Source organism: Mesorhizobium sp. M0514, from assembly GCF_040321145.1.
Lineage (GTDB): Bacteria > Pseudomonadota > Alphaproteobacteria > Rhizobiales > Rhizobiaceae > Mesorhizobium.
Map to the genome: position 1 here is coordinate 1 of NZ_JAMYQZ010000118.1, position 15,775 is coordinate 15,775.

The following is a 15,775-nucleotide window of genomic DNA, read 5'->3' on the forward strand; positions in this document are numbered from 1 at the left end:
GACCGTTGCGGTCGGCCAGAAGGCGATCTTCTACGAGGAACGCACCTCGACCGCGCAAGGTTCGGCCGAACCCGGCAGCATCGTCTGGTCGCTGGTGCAGGAATCGCCCGGCGGCGACCTGCCGCCCGAGCCGGCGATCCGCGCCGAGGCGACCATTCCCGGCAAGGACATCCAGCTGCGCATGACCATCCGCCGCAATACCGACCAGACGCTGCCGGCCAGCCACATCATCGAGATGATCTTCCTGACGCCCGAGGGCTTTGACGGCGGTGGCGTCGACAACATCCTGCGCGTCGCCATGAAGAGTTCGGAACAGGATGCCGGTAGCCCGCTGATCGGCATTCCGGCCAAGATCGCCGACGGCTTCTTCCTGGTGGCTCTCAACGACACCAAGGCCGACGAGGACGCCAATATGACCTTGCTTCGAGGCCAGGACTGGATCGACGTGCCGGTGGTCTACAAGACCGGACGCCGGGCGCTGCTGACCATGGAAAAGGGCATTCCGGGCGAGAAGGTGTTCGACGAGGCGCTGAAGGCCTGGCAGGCCAAGACGGCAGGTTGACGGGCGGCAGTAGCGGCTGCCTTCGCTCAGAAGCCCTGGAACAGCATGTCGAGCGCGGCGACGATGTCGTCGTGATGTCTAGAAAGGTTTCCCTCTGGCATCCGCAATTCGGACGCGCTGAAGGCCGACACAAACTGTGTGACCATCACAAGATCTTTGCCGTTTATAGCGAAGGTCGGGTTCAGGCGGCGGCCAGGAAGCGGGGCAATCTCGGGCGGCATCAAAGGAACGACCACCGTCGTGCTCAGCCCTTCAAGCATATCTGACTGCACGTCGAGAAGATAACCGTCGCTCTCGGTACTCCGATAGAAATCGTAACGCGCCATCAGAACGGCCGGTGTTTAGCCAATGGCAGTCCGTTCTTTCGGACATATTCGTTGGAGCTTTCGATGGCTTCCCTGTTTTCTTCTTGCCATCGACGCGTTTTCTCCGCCGCAATCGCTTTCGCGATCCCTGCTTCGGCAGCGCGGGAGATGTTGATGCCCAACGCTTTGGCGTCCTTGATCAACTGAGAGTCAATGGACGTGTTGACAGAGGCCCGCTGAGTTTTTGGCGTCGATTGAAGCACGGAGATGCCTCCTTTCATGCGCACAATATACGCGCATAAAAGACCGCAGGCAATGCTACCCCTCCATCTCCTCACGCAGCATTTCCAGCTCCAGCCACTCTTCCTCGAGTGCGGCCATCGTGGCGCGTTCCTTGTCGAGGGCGGCGATGGTCTTTTGGAACGAGGCCGGGTCGCGCTCGTAATAGGCGGGATCGGCAATGTTGTTTTCCAACCGCGAGATCGAGGCCATTACCGCCTCGATCTTCTTGGGCAAGGATTCCAGGGCGAATTTCTGCTTGAACGACAGTTTCTTCGACGGCCCTTTTGGCGCTGCCGGCTCGCTCTTGCCCGGCGCCGGCGCATCGCTGGCTTCGGCCTTGGCGCGCGCCTTGCGGTCGTCGAGCCGGGTGCCGCCGCGCTGCGCCAGCATGTCGGAATAGCCACCGGCATATTCGATCCAGCGGCCGCCTCCGTCCGGGGCGATGATGCTGGTGACGGTGCGGTCGAGGAAGTCGCGGTCGTGACTGACCAGGATGACCGTGCCGGCAAAGCCGGCGACAAGTTCCTGCAACAGTTCCAGCGTCTCCATGTCGAGATCGTTGGTCGGCTCGTCGAGCACTAGAAGGTTGGCCGGCCGCGCCAGAACACGCGCCAGGAGCAGCCGCGCCCGTTCGCCGCCGGACAGCTCGCGCACCGGGGTGCGCGCCTGTTCCGGCTTGAACAGGAAATCCTTCATGTAGGACACGACATGGCGCTGCTCGCCATTGATGACGAGGTTTTCGCCGCGCCCGTCCGTGAGATACTGCGCCAGGGTCTCGGCCGGATCGACCGCCTCGCGCTTCTGGTCGAGCGTGGCGATTTCCAGATTGGTGCCGAGCCGCACCGAGCCGGCGTCGGGCTTCATCTCGCCGGTAAGCATCTTCAACAGCGTCGTCTTGCCGGCGCCGTTCGGCCCGACAAGGCCGACGCGATCGCCGCGCTGGATGCGGGTCGAGAAGCTTTTGACCACGGTGAGGTCGCCAAAGCTCTTTTCGATGTTCTTGGCCTCGATCACCAGCTTGCCGGATTCGGCGGCGTCGCTGGCCACCATGGTGGCCGAGCCCTCGGCGCCGCGATGGCCGCGAAAACGCTGGCGCATGGTCTGCAGTTCGCCCAGGCGGCGCATGTTGCGTTTGCGGCGAGCCGTCACGCCATAGCGCAGCCAATGCTCCTCGCGCACGATCTGGCGGCCGAGCTTGTGCTGTTCGCGCTCTTCCTCTTCCAGCACAAGGTCGCGCCATTCCTCGAAATGGCCAAAGCCCTTGTCGAGGCGGCGGGTCTGGCCACGGTCGAGCCAGACAGTTGCGCGCGAGACGCGTTCGAGGAAGCGACGGTCGTGCGAGATGACGATCAGCGCCGAAGACGTCCGGACAAGCTCTTCTTCCAGCCATTCGATGACCGACAAATCGAGATGGTTCGTCGGCTCATCAAGCAGCAGAATATCGGGTTCGGGCGCCATGACGCGGGCAAGTGCTGCGCGGCGCGCCTCGCCGCCGGAGAGATCGTTGGGGTTCTCCGTGCCGGCGAGGCCGAGATGCTCCATCAGATATGTGGCGCGGTAGGGATCGTCGGCAGGCCCAAGCCCGGCCTCGACATAGGCACGCACATTGGCAAAGCCGTCCATGTCGGGCATTTGCGGGAGATAGCGCACCGTTGCCGAAGGCTGGCGGAAGACCTCGCCGTCTTGCGGCTCGATCAGACCGGCGGCAATCTTCAGGAGCGTCGACTTGCCGGAGCCGTTGCGGCCGACGAGCGCGATCTTGTCACCGGCGGACGTCGTCAGTTCGGCGCCATCGAGCAGCGGCGTGCCGCCAAAGGTCAGTCTTATGCCGTCGAGGTTGAGAAGGGGCGGGGCCATATCAGCTTTCAGGCAAGGGATAGGGGTGGGCGAGCAGCAGCGCGCGGCCATGGCCGAGCGCGATTTCGAGGCCCCCGGTCTTGTTGGACTTGACCTCGTTCGAGATGGTCAGCGACGAGCCGAACACGACCTCGACATGGTCGAGCGGCCACTTCGCGCCGGACACGGTGAGGCCCGAAAGATCGGAAAAGCCGAGCACCGAAAACAGCGTTCCGTCGGCATAGTCGAAGCCGGCCTTGCCAGGCAGCAGAGGGGCGCCTTCCTGCGCTCCGCTGGTCAACAGCACTTTTGTGCCTGTCTCTGCCAGCCGCAGGCTGAGCGCCAGATGCAGGAAGGCGTGGTCGGCGCGCTTGCCGCCGAAAGCGCCGGCCAGCACCAGGCTGGTGGCGCCGCGTCCCAATGCCGCCGCGATCGCCAGTTCGCCATCGGTCTTGTCCTTTTCGGGAGGAAACACCTCCCGCGGCACGGCGGCGAGATCGGCAGGCAGGTCCGCCGGCACGGAATCGAAATCGCCGACCCACAGCTCCGGCATCAGGCCGAGCTGGCGGGCATGACCGATGCCGGCGTCGGCGGCGATGACGCGCGTGCCCGCGACCTGGCGGTCGAGCCGCGGCGTGCGGACGAGATCGCCGCCAAGTAGGATGGTGAATGTGCTCATATCCGCTGGCCCTTACCAGCCCCGCCGACGAAACGGAAGGCCGAGCGGCACCGTCACTCTTTGTTGGAGCATGATCTTCTTCCGGAAACGGATTCCACTTTCCGGGATCATGCTCGGGCAAACTTCCACTTGCGGGGCACCTTGGCCGGGCCTATGTGTCGAAACGCTCTAACGGGGTGCCGGACGCGATCTTCGCGGACCGGCTGAGAGGCAGTCTCGCCAACCCGCTGAACCTGATCCGGTTTGTACCGGCGGAGGGATTAGACGCTTCGGACAGCCCGACGCCTCAATTCCTTTCAACACGAATGAAGAAGGAGGCGCCGATGCGCATGTTTTTGTCCCGTTTTGTCCCAGCGCTGGGGCTTGCTGTTTCGCTACTGGCAAGCTCTGCGTCAGCGCAGGAAAAACTCACGATCTATACCTATGAGAGTTTCACTGCCGACTGGGGTCCGGGCCCCCAGGTGAAGAAGGAATTCGAGGCCGAGTGCGGCTGCAGCGTCGACTTCGTCTCGGTGGCCGACGGCGTCGCGCTGCTCAACCGCGTCAAGCTCGAAGGTGCCTCGACCAAGGCCGATATCGTGCTTGGTCTCGACACCAACCTCACCGCTGAAGCCAAGGCTTCCGGCCTGTTTGTCCCACATGGCGCGGTGGCTGAAAACAACGTGCCGGGCGGCTGGAGCGACGACACTTTCGTGCCCTATGATTATGGTTATTTCGCCGTCGTCTACGACACCGAAAAGCTGAAGAGCCCGCCGAAGAGCCTGAAGGAACTGGTCGAGGGCGATGCCGCCGACAAGATCGTCATCCAGGATCCGAGGACGTCGACGCCGGGCCTTGGCCTGCTGCTGTGGGTCAAGTCGGTCTATGGCGACAAGGCGCCGGAAGCCTGGGCGAAACTCAAGGGCAAAGTGCTGACGGTGACGCCGGGCTGGAGCGAGGCCTACGGCCTGTTCACCAAGGGCGAGGCGCCGATGGTGCTTTCCTATACGACGTCGCCGGCCTACCACATGGTGGCCGAGAACACCGGGCGCTACCAGGCGGCCTCGTTCGAGGAAGGCGAGTATCTGCAGGTCGAGGTCGCCGGCATCACCACCACGGGCGCGAAGAATCCGCTGGCGGCGAAGTTCCTGGCCTTCATGACCGGGCCGAAATTCCAGGATGTCATTCCGGAGACCAACTGGATGTTCCCGGCCGGGAAAACCGACAAGCCGCTCAATCCGGCTTTTGATAGGCTGGTCAAGCCGGCGAAGACCTTGCTGTTCAGCCCGGAAGAGGTCGCGGCAAATCGCAAGGCCTGGGTGGATGAATGGCTGGCGGTGATGAGCAAGTAGATTTGGCTGTATAGTCAAAAGATGAGTGCTCTACGGCGCCCCCCTCTGTCCTGCCGGACATCTCCCCCACGAGGGGGGAGATTGGCCTTTACGTTGACTTTCGCCAATCTCCGAAGCTGCAGGAATGAGCGGAGCGCTAAAACCGCCAATCTCCCCCCTCGTGGGGGAGATGTCCGGCAGGACAGAGGGGGGCGCGAAGGAACGCGACGCCCGGTAAAGAGTGCAACGCTCTGACCCCCGCATCACGGCCGGCATTGTCGCGCTTGCGGCAATCGCGCTGCTGATCGGTGGCGCCTTCGCCGGCCTTATCCGCGAAGGCGCGCACGACCTTTCCGGCGCCGCGTCCGCCTTTGACCTCTATCTCCTGCGCGTTGTCCGCTTCACGCTCTGGCAGGCTGCGCTCTCGACTCTGCTTTCCGCCGTACCGGCGCTCTTCGTCGCCCGGGCGCTGTCGCGGCATCCGCGCTTCTTCGGACGCGGCTTCATCCTGCAGCTGTTCACTGTGCCCCTTGCCTTGCCGGCAATTGTCGGAGCGCTGGGCATACTGGCGCTCTATGGCCGCGCCGGTTTTTTCGCCGCGATCGGTGGCCAGAGCTGGCCCGACATCTATGGGCTGCCGGGCATCCTCGTCGCCCACGTCTTCTTTAACCTGCCGCTGGCCACCCGGCTGTTCCTCGAAGCGCTGGGCACGGTGCCGGCCGATCAATGGCGGCTGGCGAGCCAGCTCGGCATGGGAGCGAGGCCAGCCTTCCGGCTGATCGAGTGGCCGGTGCTGCGCGCCGCGCTGCCGGGCGTCGCCGGGCTTGTCTTCATGCTTTGCATCACCTCCTTCACCATCGTCCTGATCCTCGGCGGCGGGCCGGCGGCGACGACGCTGGAAGTCGCCATCTATCAGGCGCTGCGTTTCGACTTCGATCCGGCGCGAGCGGTGACGCTGACGGTGCTGCAGATCGCGCTGACTTTTGCCGTCATGCTGGCGCTGACGCGGCTCGGCGCCAATATGACCGGCGACGCCAATTTGCCTGTCGCGCCGCGTTGCTATCACTTGGCCGGCAAAGCAGAAACAGCGTTCAACGCCGTCCTGATCGTGCTCGCCTTGCTGTTCGTCGCCGGACCAATGGCGGCCACCGTCGCGTCCGGCCTCGACGCCGATCTCGGCCGGTTGGCGGGCGAGAGTGCCGTGCGTCAGGCGACGCTGACCAGCGCCGGTCTCGCCTTCTCTGCGGCGCTACTTTCGGTGTCGCTGTCGCTGTCGCTGATCATGGCTCGGCGGGCATTGTCGCTGCGCCGCCGGTCCAGTGACCGTTCATTGCTCGAACATGCCACCGACACAGGTGCCGGCTTCGTCCTCGTCGTGCCGCCCATCGTCATCGGCGCCGGCTGGTTTCTCCTGCTGCGCACGGTCAGCGATGTCTTTGCTATAGCGCCGGTCATGGTCGTCACCGTCAATGCGGTGATGGCGATGCCCTTTGCCATCCGCGCGATGCGCCCGGCCTATGATGCGGCGAGCGAGCGCCACGAAAAGCTGTGCGCGCAGCTCGGCATTGCGGGCTGGAACCGGCTGCTTCTGGTCGACTGGCCATCGCTCCGGCGGCCGCTGGCCACCGGCTTTGCCTTCGCGATGGCACTGTCGCTCGGCGATCTCGGCGTCATCGCGCTGTTCGGCAGCGATTCGGTGCAGACCTTGCCCTATCTCCTGCTGGCGCGCATGGGCAGCTATCGCACGGCCGATGCTGCCGGGCTGGCTTTGCTGCTCGGGGCGGTCTGCCTTGCATTGGTGGTCGCGGCAGACTGGCTGGGACGGGGAGAGAGATCGTGACGTCCGCTGTGGAGAAAGGCACGACTGTCCGGCTGGACAAGGTCTCGTTCAGCTATGGCGAAACGTCATTCCTGTTCGATGTCGAATTCGATACATCGAAGATCACCGCCATCATGGGGGCAAGTGGTTCGGGCAAATCGACCTTGCTCAATCTGGTGGCTGGTTTCGAGACGCCAGAGTCCGGTCGTGTGCTGATCGGCGGCGCCGATGTCGGCGCCGAGCCGCCTTCGGTGCGGCCGGTGTCGATGGTATTCCAGGAAAACAATCTGTTTGCTCATCTCTCGGTGGAGAAGAATGTCGGGCTCGGCCGCTCGCCATCGCTCAACCTGACCGACGCCGATCGCGCCGCAATCGCCGAGGCGCTTGACCGCGTCGGCCTGGCCGGCAAGGAAATGCGCCTGCCGCGCGAACTCTCCGGCGGCGAAAGGCAGCGCGTGGCGCTCGCCCGCGTTCTGGTGCGCGACCGGCCGGTGCTGCTGCTCGACGAGCCGTTCGCTTCGCTCGGGCCAGCACTGCGCGACGACATGCTCGACCTGGTGGCCGGCGTTCATGCCGAGCGGGCGATGACGGTGCTGTTCGTCACGCATCAGCCGGAAGACGCTCGCCGTATCGGCGAGCAGATGGTTTTTCTGGACAATGGCAGGGTTGCCGCGACGGGACCTGCCGCCGATTTTTTCGACGGCACTGGCCCTGAAGCGTTTCGGCGCTATATCGGCGCAAGTTCGGGCGGATCACGCGATATTGCCCGGAAGCGGACATAATTTACGACCAAACCGGCTACAGGTGATGTGGCGCTTGCTTGCCATGGTCCAGCTGATGTGGCTAGGTCCGCTTAGTACTGGTCCGGCACGAGCCGTGATTTGCCCCCTACAGCGCCGCATCCGGCCGGATGCGTAAACGCTGTAGGTTTTTTGATGTGTGCAGGATTGCCAACGAAAACCGATTTTTCGCTGGCGCGGACCCCGGTCCAAATCATGCGCCGAGAGCTGAAGGAACGCCGTGCTGCCGACCGGCACCGACACTTTGAAACGCAGACCGCTGGTGCGCTTCCTCGCGCTGGCCGGCCTTGCCGTGGCGCTGGCCAGCTGCCAGATGTTCACGCCTCCCGAAGTGCAGGAATCCGGCTTCCAGCCTTCCGACAAGCCGATCACGGTCGACAATGTCGCCGCCAACAGCAAGCTTGCCGAACTGGCGAAGGCACAGCATCCGCGCATCCTTGCCACCTATGGCGGCGAATATTCCGATCCCAAGCTCGAGCGCATGGTGGCCAAGGTTGTCGGCAGCCTGACCGTGGTGTCGGCCAATCCGACCCAGACCTATCGCATCACCATCCTCAATTCGCCCAACGTCAACGCTTTCGCGCTGCCGGGCGGCTATCTCTACGTCACCCGCGGCCTGCTGGCGCTGGCCAATGATTCGGCCGAACTCGCCGCCGTCATCGCGCATGAGATGGGCCACGTCACCGCCAATCACGGCTTGCAGCGCCAGCAGCTCGAGGCCGAGGAAGGCCTGGCGACCAAGGTGGTCTCCGATGTGCTGGGCGACAGCCCGACCGCCAAGCAGGCATTGATCCGCGGCAAGCTGAGGCTGGCGCAGTTCTCGCGCAACCAGGAGCTGGAGGCAGACGCGATCGGCATCAAGTCGATCGGCGAGGCCGGTTACGATCCCTATGCCGCCGGGCGTTTCCTGCAGTCGATGTCGGCCTATACCGATTTCCGCTCGATCAGCGGCGCCACCGACGCCAGCCTCGACTTCCTGGCCACGCACCCCAACACGCCGCAGCGAATTGATCTGGCGCAGCGCCACGCCCGCCAGTTCGGCGCGCCGGGCATCGGCACCCGCGACCGCGATTCCTTCCTGGCCGGGATAGACGGCCTGCTCTATGGCGACACGCCGGAAGAGGGCTATGTGCGCGGCCAGACCTTCCTGCATCCGGGCCTCGGCGTTTCGTTCACGGTGCCCGACGGCTTCATCATCGACAATTCGGCGGCGGCAGTGACGGCGACCGGTCCCGGCGACATGGCGATCCGCTTCGACGGTGTGTCGATCGACAAGGATCGTGCGCTGACCGACTACATCAGAAGCGGCTGGGTGGCCGGTCTCGACGAGACCAGTGTGCGCCAGGAGACGATCGACGGCAACCAGGCGGCGACCGCGCACGCCGGCGCCGATGGCTGGCAGTTCGACATTGCGGTGATCCGCGCCGGCGGTCAGGTCTACCGGCTTTTGACAGCGGCCCCCTCGGCCAGCACGACACTCGATCCGGTGGCACGCTCGGTCAGCGGTTCGTTCCGCGTGCTCAGCCCCGCCGAGAAGGCGGCACTGAAGCCGCTGCATATCCGCGTCGTCACGGTACAGGCCGGGCAGACGATGGGCACACTTTCGGCGCAGATGGTCGGCGTCGACCGCAAGCTCGATCTGTTCCGCGTGCTCAACGCGATGTCGCCGGGCGCCTCGGTTTCGGCCGGCGACAAGGTCAAGATCGTCACGGACAGATAGCGCCGGTCTTCGTCAGAAACCCCAGCCTTCGTAGTGCTTTTTTCTGAGATAACTTTTCTGAGATAACTCGGGGCGGTACCCCTGTTCCTGGCAATCTCACGCTGCCATGAATTCGGGGTTCTGCTTGACCAGCGCGAGCTTGAGCTTTTCCATGGCGCGGGCCTCGATCTGGCGGACACGCTCCTTGGAAATGCCGAGCGTCTCGCCGAGCGCCTCAAGCGTCGCACCTTCGTCTGTCAGCCGACGCTCCTCGATGATCCTGAGTTCGCGGGCATTGAGCGCGCGGAGCGCCGTCTTCAGCCACATCAGGCGCCGTTCGACGTCGATGGTGTCGCCGGCGACCTCGTCAGGCAATGGATCGTCCGAAATCAGGAAGTCCATCCGCTCGGTGGTACCGGCCTCATCGGCGAGCGGTGCGTTGAGCGAAGAGTCAGGTGCTGAAAGCCTGGAATCCATCTTCTCGACATCGGCCTCGGAGACGCCGAGGGCTACCGAGACTTCGCGGTAGAGCGTGGCGTTGGAGATCGGCTCGGCGCCGTTGGCAAGACGGGCGCGCAGGCGCCGCAGGTTGAAGAACAGCGCCTTTTGCGCCGAAGAGGTGCCGCCGCGAACGATCGACCAGTTGCGCAGGATATAGTCCTGCATCGAAGCGCGGATCCACCATGTCGCATAGGTCGAGAAGCGCACCTCGCGCTCCGGCTCGAAACGCGCGGCTGCTTCCAGCAGCCCGACATGGCCCTCCTGGACCAGATCTCCGAGCGGCAGGCCGTAATGTCGGAATTTCGAAGCCATGGAGATGACCAGCCGCATATGGGCGACGGTGATCTGATGCAGAGCCTGCTGATCCTGGTCCTCCTTCCAGCGCAAGGCGAGAACATGTTCCTCATCGCGCTCGAGGTAGGGGGCTTTCATTGCCGTGCGGACCATGGTCCGTCCTGCCGTGTCTTCGATCATGCCGCGCTCCTGCTCCCGGACATTTTCGGACGGCCTGGCGGCCGTTATCTCTGTTTGACGCAATTCCGAAGGAAACCGCTTTCCCACTTTCCTGGAATTGCTTCGGGCCTAGCGCAGCCAAGGGTTCTTGAAATGGAAACGCGGCGCCCTACAACAAGCCATGAACGTGCCACACCGGGGATTGGTTCCGCCGCCGATGGCGGTTGTTTTGTGCGATCCGACAGGGCGCATCGACACCGCAGATCGGGACTATTGGCACCGATCCGAGCTGCTTTGAGAATCTGATTTCTGGATCGTCGTTTTTTTGAAATCTGGTTCCTTATTTTGCTGCGCTGTATCTGTCAGTTTCCGGCTCTCACAAGCGCCGGACACCGGCCAAGGACGGGATCACACAGAAATGAAATGGCTCAATTCGCTCATCGTTGCCGGAACGCTTCAGGTTCTGGCTGTTACATCAGGCCATGCCGGCGCCAATCTTGACCAGATCAAGCAGGCCGGCACCCTCAAAGTCGGCACCGAAGGCACCTATGCGCCCTTCACCTATCATGATGCTTCCGGCGCGCTGGTCGGCTTCGATGTCGAGATCGCCAAGGCGATCGGCGACAAGCTCGGCGTCAAGGTCGAGTTCCTCGAAGGCAAATGGGACGGGCTGATCGCCGGCCTCGACGCCAACCGCTACGACGCCGTGATCAACGAGGTCGGCATCACCGACGCGCGCAAGGCCAAGTACGATTTCTCCGATCCTTACATCGCCTCCAAGGCCGTGCTGATCGTGCGCGGCGACAACACCGACATCAAGACCTTCGCCGACCTCAAGGGCAAGAAGTCGGCACAGTCGTTGACATCGAATTTCGGCAAGCTCGCCGAGACCAACGGCGCCGAACTCGTCGGCACCGACGGCTTCGACCAGTCGATCCAGCTGCTGCTCACCGGCCGCGCCGACGCCACCATCAATGACAGCCTGTCTTTCCTCGACTTCAAGAAGCACAAGCCGGACGCCAATGTGAAGATCGCCGCGCAGGAAGAGAACGCCGACTATTCCGGCGTCATCGTGCGCAAGGGTGATCCGGAGCTGGTCGCGGCGATCAACAAGGCGCTGGCCGACATCAAGGCCGACGGCACCTACAAGAGGATCGCCGATACCTATTTCGGCCAGGATGTCTCGCAGTAAAGACCATCTCCCGGCGGTTTGCCGGCAATGACCAATAGCGGCGGGCCGTCTTTGACGGCTCGCCGTTTTTCGCATGATATGAGAAGCACACAATCGCACTGCCGTCACCGCGGCGGTCTGTGGGGGAGGAGCCGTTCGTGCCGCACTGGCTACACCTGATGCTGGACTCGTTGCCGACACTGCTGTGGGCGGCGTTGATCTTCACCGTACCGCTGACATTGCTGTCGTTCGCACTCGGCCTGTTCGTCGGCCTGGTTGTCGCCCTGGTGCGGCTGTTCGGTCCCAAGCCTCTGGTTGCCGTGGTCCGCTTCTATGTCTGGATCTTCCGCGGCACGCCGCTTCTGGTGCAGCTGTTCCTGATCTTTTACGGCCTGCCTTCGGTCGGCATATTGCTGGACGCTTTTCCGGCGGCGCTGATTGGCTTCACCCTCAACATAGGCGCCTACAGTTCGGAAATTATCCGCGCCGTGATCGGCTCGGTGCCGAAGGGCCAGTGGGAGGCGGCCTATTCGATCGGCATGACCTGGAGCCAGGCGATGCGGCGCACCATCCTGCCGCAAGCCGGCCGCGTCGCCGTGCCGCCGCTGTCCAACACCTTCATCTCGCTGGTCAAGGATACGTCGCTCGCCGCCGCCATCACCGTGCCGGAGATGTTCCAAGCGGCGCAGCGCATCGTCGCCACCACCTATGAGCCGCTGATCCTCTATGTCGAGGCGGCGATCCTTTATCTGGCGATGAGCTCGGTGCTTTCGGCCTTGCAGACGCGGCTGGAGGAGCGGCTCAACCGCTATGGCGGCTTCCTGGAGGCGCGCTCATGATCGGCCTCACCGATATCGAAAAGCGCTTCGGCGACAATCTGGTGCTGAAGGGCGTGACGGTCACCATTGCCGAAGGCAGCGTCACCGCGCTCGTCGGCCCGTCCGGCGGCGGCAAGAGCACACTGCTGCGCTGCATCAACCTGTTGGAGATCCCGACCTCGGGCATGGTGCGCATCGGCGACGAGACGCTGGAATTCCGTCCCGGCATCAAGATCCCCAGCCGCGACATCCAGCGCCTGCGGCTGCAGACCGGCATGGTGTTCCAGAATTTCCAGCTGTTCCCGCATCGCACCGCGATCGAGAACGTCATGGAAGGCCTGGTGACGGTGCTGAAATGGCCGACGGCAAAGGCGCGCGAGCGGGCACTGGCGCTGCTCGAGAAGGTCGGCATGGCGCACAAGGCGGACGATTGGCCGGCAACGCTGTCGGGCGGCCAGCAGCAGCGTGTGGCGATCGCCCGCGCCTTGGCGCCGTCGCCGAAAGTGCTGCTTTGCGACGAGCCGACCTCGGCGCTCGATCCGGAACTGGCGCAGGAAGTGGTCGACGTGCTCGGAAAACTCGCCAGCGAAGGCACCACCATGGTGATGGCCACGCACGACCTTCGCCTTGCCTCCAAGATCGCGCAGGAGGTGGTGTTCCTCGATGCTGGCGTCGTCGTCGAGAAGGGGCCGTCCACCGTGGTGTTCAGCAATCCGGAGCGTGAACGGACGAAGCGTTTTATTGCGACGCTGAAGCAGGAGGCGGAGAAGGAAGCCGGCGGCTGAGCCTTCTACCTCCCCCTTGTGGGGAGGTCGGACGGAAGGTCCGGGTGCGGTCTGGGGTCGTCCCCATCCTCGCTGCTTCGCAGCGACCCTGCCTGGGCGAGCCACGGGTCCCGCCCGTCCTTGGAACCCCACAAGGGGGTAAAAACAAAAACCCGGCACAAGGCCGGGTTTTTCATGATTTCGACGGTGAAAGCGATCAGGCAGCTTCTTCCTGCTCGGCTTCCTCATTGTCGGCCTTGGCGCCGCGCTTCGGGCCCTTGTTGAGGTTGACCTCGATCAGGCGCACGGCTTCGGTTTCCGACATGCGGTTGACTGCCGCGATCTCGCGCGCCATGCGGTCGAGTGCCGCCTCATAGAGCTGACGCTCGGAATAGGACTGTTCCGGCTGGTTGTCGGCACGGTAGAGGTCGCGCACGACTTCCGAGATCGAGATCAGGTCGCCCGAATTGATCTTGGCATCATATTCCTGCGCACGGCGCGACCACATGGTGCGCTTGACGCGGGCGCGGCCCTGCACGACCTTCAGCGCGCGCTCGACATAATCCTCTTCCGACAGCTTGCGCATGCCGATGGAGGTCGCCTTGGCGACCGGAACCTTCAGGCGCATCTTGTCCTTCTGGAAGTCGATGACGAACAGTTCCAGCTTGTGGCCCGCAACTTCCTGCTCGTCGATCGAGACGATCTGGCCGACGCCGTGTGCCGGATAGACGATGTACTCGCCGGTCTTGAAACCGTGGCGTGCCGAGGTGGACTTCTTCTGCGGGGTGATCGTTGCCATTACGCCCTGAACTCCTTGTTGTGGCACCGGCGGCCTGCCGGTCCGAACGCATGCGACCGGGGACACCGATCGTTAGCCGCACAACAGATGAACCCATCGGAAAAAGCCGGGACCGGCAAACCGCATACATAGCGACTGCCTGGCCCAGATCGCTCTGGTCCGATTGGGGATTTCACCTTTCAGTGATTTGGGGCGCTTGCGCCATAAATCGACGTTGTGTCACCGGCATGTTTCAACTGGTGTAGCACAAAAAGTCGGAAGAATCAAGGTTTTGCTGCAAACGCGAAGGTCGAGCGCCATCGCCGCCTGTCAAGGCAGTTAATGTATGATGCGCGTTACGCAGCGTTATGACGATCCAATAGGCCGCACTTTTTTGCTTTGCGCATCACCCTTTCCGAAATCGATTCCGATTCCAGCGTAATGTGCTCAGTCGCCTTCGCCGGGCTCGGCGGAGAAATATTTCTCGAACTTGCCGGCCTCGCCGTCGAAGCTCTTGGCATCTGCCGGAGGCTCCTTCTTGGCGGTGATGTTGGGCCATTTCTCGGCGTATTCGGTGTTGACCTGCAGCCATTTGTCGAGGCCCGGCTCGGTGTCGGGCTTGATTGCATCGGCCGGGCATTCCGGTTCGCAGACGCCGCAGTCGATGCACTCGTCGGGATGTATGACAAGCATGTTCTCGCCCTCGTAAAAGCAGTCGACCGGACAGACCTCGATGCAGTCCATGTACTTGCATTTGATGCAGTTGTCGGTCACGACATAGGTCATTGGTCGGCTCCGGGACGTCCCGTTTTTGCTAGAGCGACGTGCGTCCACTTGGACGCACAAAGTACGCTCTGACACTTTGAATCTGCGCATCGTGCCTTCCGAAAAATCGATTTCCGATTTTCGGGCCGATGCGGCGGCTTTTTTGGTGAGGTAACGCCTTTGCCTGCCGCTTGCAAGGGCAGCCATTGCAGGCGGGGCCGGCGTGTCCGGAATGAAATTCCAGACCGCCGGCATGGCGCAGACGGCCAAGGCTTCAGTCTTCGCCGAACAGCCGGTCGGTTTGCCTGCGCTCCTTCTTGGTCGGCCGGCCGCTGCCGGCGTCGCGCAGCGCCGGAATGGCATCGGCAACAGCCTCGCCTTTGGGGGCCGGCGGCGGGGACATGTCCTCGTAGAGCGTGCGTGCTTCATCGGCCGGACCGCGCCGCACGCCGGTGCCAAGCACCTTCCAAACGAAGATGCGGCGCTCGTGCGTAATGGTCAAAACGTCGCCAGGCTTGACCAGATCGGAGGCCTGCGCTGCTTTGTCGCTGTTGATGCGGACGCGTCCGGCGACAACCAGCTTGGCCGCCAGCGAGCGCGATTTTATCGCGCGCGAAAAGAACAGCCACTTGTCGATGCGCTGACGACCTTCAGCAACCATCGCAGCGAGTTATTTCTTGTTGGAGCATGATCTTGTCCGAAAACCGGTTCCACTTTTCGGGATCATGCTCAGAGCTTACTTCTTCAGCTGGTCGCGCAAGGCGGCGAGCTTGGCGAAGGGCGAGTCCGGATCGAAGCGCGCCGGGCGTTCCTCGCGTGGCTTGGCCTGGAAAGCCGGCTTGGCGCCTTGCGGTCCGCCTTTGCCTTCCGGCCTGCCGCCTTTCCAGTCAGGCCGGCCCTCGCGCGGACGCTCGCCTTGCGGCTTGCCGTCGCGGCGCTGTTCGCCCTCGGCCTGCGGCTTGGGCTTGAACTTCGAACGGTCGAAGCGTGGCTTGGCGGCACCGTCGCGCTGGTCGCGCCGGCCCTGATAGGCCGGCCGTTCGCCCGGTGCCGGCTGTCCGCCGGCAGCGTCGGCCGGCGCATCGGCGCGGCCAGCCTGGCCGTTACGCGGGCGATTGTCCCGGCCTTGACGATGGCGCGGGCGCTGCTCGAAACGACCCTGCCGCCACAGCAAGATGGGCTTTGGCGCTTCGGCCTCGGCGCTTCCACCCTCCCCCTCGTGGGGAGGGTCGG

At 63.5% G+C, this 15,775-nt stretch carries 15 protein-coding genes, 2 pseudogenes and 1 riboswitch; of the genes and pseudogenes, 8 read left to right on the top strand and 9 right to left on the bottom strand.

Features of this window, described 5'->3' with window-relative positions; translation table 11 throughout:
- A pseudogene (locus NKI61_RS29705) lies at nucleotides 1-562 on the top strand (hypothetical protein); the annotation flags it as partial.
- Nucleotides 563-588: 26 nt separating this feature from the next.
- Here the strand turns inward: NKI61_RS29705 and NKI61_RS29710 are convergent.
- The 4 genes from NKI61_RS29710 to NKI61_RS29725 are packed head-to-tail and all read right to left on the bottom strand — an operon-like array spanning nucleotide 589 to nucleotide 3,664.
- A complete protein-coding gene (locus NKI61_RS29710; protein WP_023707245.1) occupies nucleotides 589-888 on the bottom strand; it encodes a CcdB family protein in 300 nt (99 codons plus the stop codon).
- The gene (locus NKI61_RS29715) at nucleotides 888-1,130 is read right to left on the bottom strand and encodes a type II toxin-antitoxin system CcdA family antitoxin (RefSeq protein WP_023709715.1); all 243 of its coding nucleotides are present in this window, start codon (nucleotides 1,128-1,130) and stop codon (nucleotides 888-890) included. The genes NKI61_RS29710 and NKI61_RS29715 overlap by 1 nt, the downstream gene beginning before the upstream one ends.
- A 55-nt stretch (nucleotides 1,131-1,185) precedes the next feature.
- Nucleotides 1,186-3,006, bottom strand: a complete 1,821-nt coding sequence (locus tag NKI61_RS29720) for an ABC-F family ATP-binding cassette domain-containing protein (protein WP_352842019.1) — start codon at nucleotides 3,004-3,006, stop codon at nucleotides 1,186-1,188.
- A 1-nt stretch (nucleotide 3,007) separates the two neighbouring features.
- Nucleotides 3,008-3,664 carry a thiamine diphosphokinase gene (locus NKI61_RS29725; RefSeq protein WP_352824907.1) on the bottom strand — a complete coding sequence of 219 codons (657 nt, stop codon included), beginning with the start codon at nucleotides 3,662-3,664 and terminating at the stop codon, nucleotides 3,008-3,010.
- Nucleotides 3,665-3,826: 162 nt separating this feature from the next.
- Nucleotides 3,827-3,941: riboswitch (TPP riboswitch) on the top strand.
- A 46-nt stretch (nucleotides 3,942-3,987) separates the two neighbouring features.
- On the opposite strand from NKI61_RS29725, the gene thiB reads away from it, so the two are divergent.
- The 4 genes from thiB to NKI61_RS29745 all read left to right on the top strand — a co-directional run bounded on the left by thiB (nucleotide 3,988) and on the right by NKI61_RS29745 (nucleotide 9,313).
- Nucleotides 3,988-4,995, top strand: a complete 1,008-nt coding sequence (thiB, locus tag NKI61_RS29730; protein ID WP_352842020.1) for a thiamine ABC transporter substrate binding subunit — start codon at nucleotides 3,988-3,990, stop codon at nucleotides 4,993-4,995.
- A gap of 220 nt (nucleotides 4,996-5,215) precedes the next feature.
- Entirely contained in the window at nucleotides 5,216-6,814 is a 1,599-nt protein-coding gene (thiP, locus tag NKI61_RS29735; RefSeq protein WP_352842021.1) for a thiamine/thiamine pyrophosphate ABC transporter permease, read from the top strand.
- Complete coding sequence (gene thiQ, locus NKI61_RS29740; RefSeq protein WP_352842022.1) at nucleotides 6,811-7,575, top strand: thiamine ABC transporter ATP-binding protein; 765 nt, start codon at nucleotides 6,811-6,813, stop codon at nucleotides 7,573-7,575. Before thiP ends, thiQ begins: the two co-directional genes overlap by 4 nt.
- Before the next feature lie 331 nt (nucleotides 7,576-7,906).
- Nucleotides 7,907-9,313, top strand: a complete 1,407-nt coding sequence (locus NKI61_RS29745; protein ID WP_245260137.1) for a M48 family metalloprotease — start codon at nucleotides 7,907-7,909, stop codon at nucleotides 9,311-9,313.
- A gap of 96 nt (nucleotides 9,314-9,409) precedes the next feature.
- On the opposite strand, the gene NKI61_RS29750 is transcribed toward NKI61_RS29745, so the two are convergent.
- Nucleotides 9,410-10,267, bottom strand: coding sequence for an RNA polymerase factor sigma-32 (locus NKI61_RS29750; protein ID WP_023693606.1), 858 nt, complete (start codon nucleotides 10,265-10,267; stop codon nucleotides 9,410-9,412).
- 397 nt (nucleotides 10,268-10,664) lie between these two features.
- On the opposite strand from NKI61_RS29750, the gene NKI61_RS29755 reads away from it, so the two are divergent.
- From NKI61_RS29755 to NKI61_RS29765, 3 genes are all read left to right on the top strand, one after another.
- Nucleotides 10,665-11,438, top strand: a complete 774-nt coding sequence (locus NKI61_RS29755; protein ID WP_023707253.1) for an amino acid ABC transporter substrate-binding protein — start codon at nucleotides 10,665-10,667, stop codon at nucleotides 11,436-11,438.
- Between the two features lie 137 nt (nucleotides 11,439-11,575).
- Complete coding sequence (locus NKI61_RS29760) at nucleotides 11,576-12,256, top strand: amino acid ABC transporter permease (RefSeq protein ID WP_023693608.1); 681 nt, start codon at nucleotides 11,576-11,578, stop codon at nucleotides 12,254-12,256.
- Nucleotides 12,253-13,020, top strand: a complete 768-nt coding sequence (locus NKI61_RS29765; RefSeq protein WP_023673665.1) for an amino acid ABC transporter ATP-binding protein — start codon at nucleotides 12,253-12,255, stop codon at nucleotides 13,018-13,020. The genes NKI61_RS29760 and NKI61_RS29765 overlap by 4 nt, the downstream gene beginning before the upstream one ends.
- 196 nt (nucleotides 13,021-13,216) lie before the next feature.
- Here NKI61_RS29765 and NKI61_RS29770 read toward each other — a convergent pair whose 3' ends face one another.
- The 4 genes and pseudogenes from NKI61_RS29770 to NKI61_RS29785 all read right to left on the bottom strand — a co-directional run.
- A complete protein-coding gene (locus NKI61_RS29770; RefSeq protein WP_023673664.1) occupies nucleotides 13,217-13,798 on the bottom strand; it encodes a CarD family transcriptional regulator in 582 nt (193 codons plus the stop codon).
- Nucleotides 13,799-14,224: 426 nt separating this feature from the next.
- Complete coding sequence (gene fdxA, locus NKI61_RS29775) at nucleotides 14,225-14,563, bottom strand: ferredoxin FdxA (RefSeq protein ID WP_013529180.1); 339 nt, start codon at nucleotides 14,561-14,563, stop codon at nucleotides 14,225-14,227.
- A gap of 253 nt (nucleotides 14,564-14,816) precedes the next feature.
- Nucleotides 14,817-15,203 (bottom strand): RNA-binding S4 domain-containing protein, encoded by a 387-nt coding sequence (locus tag NKI61_RS29780; RefSeq protein ID WP_352544306.1) that lies wholly within the window; start codon nucleotides 15,201-15,203, stop codon nucleotides 14,817-14,819.
- 75 nt (nucleotides 15,204-15,278) lie between these two features.
- Nucleotides 15,279-15,775, bottom strand: a pseudogene (locus NKI61_RS29785) (helicase); the annotation flags it as partial.